This window comes from Mycobacterium sp., assembly GCF_032161845.1.
Taxonomy (GTDB): domain Bacteria; phylum Actinomycetota; class Actinomycetes; order Mycobacteriales; family Mycobacteriaceae; genus Mycobacterium.
Genome location: NZ_JAVRQA010000081.1, coordinates 1 through 3,057, shown reverse-complemented (window position 1 = coordinate 3,057; position 3,057 = coordinate 1). Strand labels below are relative to the sequence as shown.

General features: G+C 69.0%; 2 protein-coding genes and 2 pseudogenes. 2 read left to right on the top strand and 2 right to left on the bottom strand.

The annotated features are described in order from the left end of the window. Both QOD90_RS04925 and QOD90_RS04920 read left to right on the top strand, forming a co-directional pair. Positions 1-361: pseudogene (locus tag QOD90_RS04925) on the top strand (hypothetical protein); the annotation flags it as partial. Beyond that, positions 358-1,317: a 5'-3' exonuclease gene (locus tag QOD90_RS04920; protein ID WP_526347251.1), complete on the top strand. Its 960-nt coding sequence runs from the start codon at positions 358-360 to the stop codon at positions 1,315-1,317. The pseudogene QOD90_RS04925 and the gene QOD90_RS04920, both read left to right, overlap by 4 nt. A gap of 4 nt (positions 1,318-1,321) precedes the next feature. Here QOD90_RS04920 and QOD90_RS04915 read toward each other — a convergent pair whose 3' ends face one another. Both QOD90_RS04915 and QOD90_RS04910 read right to left on the bottom strand, forming a co-directional pair. After that, complete coding sequence (locus QOD90_RS04915; protein WP_526347249.1) at positions 1,322-2,050, bottom strand: DUF4333 domain-containing protein; 729 nt, start codon at positions 2,048-2,050, stop codon at positions 1,322-1,324. 49 nt (positions 2,051-2,099) lie between these two features. Continuing rightward, positions 2,100-3,057: pseudogene (locus tag QOD90_RS04910) on the bottom strand (DEAD/DEAH box helicase); the annotation flags it as partial.

Sequence of the window (3,057 nt, the reverse complement as noted above, 5' to 3'; positions counted from 1 at the left end):
TCTGCCACCGCTGTGGCAGGTGTTCGGCGGCCACCGCCGTCCCGACGGACGCTGGGCGCTCAAGGAGCTCTCCGCCGAGGTGGCCTCACCGGATGCGGCGCTCCACATCGGGCCGCAGTTCGTGATCCTCGAGACCGCCGCCGCGGACGCGGCCGCAGCGGTCGCGGGCACCGACCAACTGCAGGGAACGTCGTGTCACGTGATGTTCCTCGCCCGCGGCAAGGTCGGCCCCTTCCGGGTGGAGACCGAGCCCATCGCGAGCCCGGACGGGATGGTCGCGGTCCGGGTCGTGATGTACGACGAGGGCAACGGGGACAGGGCGATCACCGCGGGCTCGTACGTGTTCTCGAGCGCCGCGTGAGCGCGCCGCCCGTCCTGCTGCTCGACGGCGCCAGCATGTGGTTCCGGTCCTTCTTCGGAGTGCCGTCGTCGATCACCGCCCCCGACGGGCGTCCCGTCAACGCCCTTCGCGGCTTCATCGACACGGTCGCGACGCTGATCACCCGCCAACGCCCGTCTCGCCTCGTCGTGTGCCTTGACGTGGATTGGCGACCGCAGTGGCGGGTGGATCTCGTTCCGTCGTACAAGGCGCACCGCGTCGAGCAGGAGAGGCCGGCGGGCGAGACCGACGTCGAGGAGGTACCCGACGATCTGACTCCGCAGGTCGACATGATCATGGCCATGCTCGACGCGTTCGGCATCGCGACCGCCGGAGCGCCCGATTATGAAGCCGACGACGTGCTCGGCACGCTGGCGGCCAGAGAGCGCCGTGATCCCGTCGTGGTCGTGAGCGGCGATCGGGACCTCCTGCAACTCGTCGGGGACGACCCCGTCGCCGTGCGGGTGTTCTACATGGGCCGCGGCTTGGCCAAGGCGACCACGTTCGGTCCCGCCGAGGTCGCCGCACAGTACAACGTCCCCCTTGAGCGGGCCGGTGCCGCCTACGCCGAGTTGGCGCTGCTGCGTGGCGATCCCTCCGACGGGCTGCCTGGCGTGCCGGGCGTCGGCGAGAAGACCGCGGCGGCGCTCCTGGCTCAGTTCGGTTCGCTCGAGGCGATCGTGGCCGCAGCCGCCGACTCTTCGTCGAAGATGCCTGGGGCACAACGCAAGAAGCTGTTGGCCGCCAAGGAATACATCGTCGCCGCCGAGCCGGTGGTCCGGGTGGCCACCGACGCGCCGGTCGCGATGTCCCTGAAGTCGGACACCTTGCCGCTTGCCGCTGCCCATCCCAGGAAGGTCGCCGAACTCGCGGCCGAGCTGGGTGTTACGTCGTCGATCTCTCGGCTGCAGACGGCGCTCGACGCGCTGCCGGGCTGATCGCCTACTTGGGCCGACCGACCTCGTAAGTCCCCTTGTCGTCCTGGAACGTCACGGTGACCCTGCGCTTGGTGCCGTCGATGCTGACCTCGCAGTCGAAGGTGTCGCCCTTCTTGACCGTGGGGCTTGCGCCGTTATTGCAGGTGACGTCCTTGACGTTCTTGGCGCCGTAGCCGTTGGCCTCGTCGCCGAGGATCTGGGCGACACCGGTCTGAGCGGCGTTGACGTCCAGCTTGGTGGTGACGAAGAAGCCGGGCTTCCAGAACCCCATCACCGCGACGACCGCGATGACGAGGACCACGAGTCCGCCCACGACGGCGAGGATCGTCCCCATCGACTTCTTGGAACGCGGATCGGTTCCAGGGGTGCCGTAGGGCGGGAACTGCTGACCGCCGTAGGGAGGCTGTCCGTAGGGGTCCTGCCCGGGTTGCCCGTATTGCGGCTGGCCCTGCTGGCCCGGGTAGCCGATCGGGCTGTAGGCGGTCGGCTGACCGTACTGCTGTTCTGGCTGCCCGTACTGCCCCTGCTGCGGGTATGACGGATAGGCGGTCGTCGCGGGCTGTCCGGGCTGCTCGTACCCCGGGTACTGCGGCGGCTGGTAGGCAGGCTGCTGCCACGCGGGTGCGACCGTCGTCGAATTCTCCGGTGGCTGCGGTTGCTGCCAGGCAGGCTCGTTGTTGGGCGGCTGCCCGGACCAGGCCTGAGTTGGATCAGATCCCTGCGGTCCGCTCATCGGTTCTCCTTGATACTCGTTGCCTTTGGCAGAAGCGTTGGCACACACCCTACCCCGCATCAACTGCGACGACGCCGCGCCGAATGGCGTTGATCGCGCGTTTCGCAGAGGTCCGCAGGGCCGGTGTCGGGGCGGCGTTGCGGACCTGGTCGAGCATGTCCAGCACCTGGCGACACCACCGTACGAAATCGCCTGCGGACAGCGGGGAACCGCTCCCTGCAGTATCGGAGGCGGCGAGCGCGGAGGCCAGATCTCCCGATGTGGCCCAAGTGTGCATGGCCGCGATGAAGCCGGGATCGGGTTCCCTACTCGCGGAGACCCGGTGGCGCTGCTCGTCGGCTCGAATCTCGGTCCAGAGCTTGCGGGTCTCGGCATATGCCCGCCGGACCGCGCCGGAGACGACGTCGACGGTCGGCAGCGAGCCCGGCGTGTCACCTCGGGACTCGAACAGGACCGCCGAGACGACGGCCGCGAGTTCCGCCGCGTCCAGACCGTCCCAGGCGCCACGGCGCAGGCACTCGGCGACCAGCAGGTCGCTTTCGCTGTAGATCCGCGCGAGCAGTCGACCGTCGTCGGTCACCTTGGGGTCGTCCCCGTCGGTGATGAACCCGCGCTCGGTCAGCAGCACGACTATTCGGTCGAAGGTCCGCGCGAGCGAATTGGTCGCAGCGGCAACCTTCTTCTGGATCTGGGCATTGTCGCGTTCGATGCGCAGGTACTGCTCGGCGGTGCGCACCAGCGCCTCGCGATCGGGGGCGCGATGAGCTGGATGGGTCCGCATCCGCTCGCGCAGCGGGGCCAGTTCGGGGTCGACGTCCGGCTCGCTCGTGGTTGCGCGTCGGGACCTCGTGCTCGGAACGTCGAGGCCCTCCGCCGCCGATCGCAGCGCCGACGCGACGTCGCGGCGCACGCGGGGCTGCTTGTGTTCGACACGCTTGGGCAGCGACATCGTCCCGAGCTTCGCCGATGCCCCGACGAACTCCGCCGAGGAAATCCTTCCCGCCCAA

Bases quoted from the DNA above. Each gene is read 5' to 3' on its own strand.
- QOD90_RS04915 (WP_526347249.1), bottom strand. From the start codon at position 2,050: ATGAGCGGACCGCAGGGATCTGATCCAACTCAGGCCTGGTCCGGGCAG.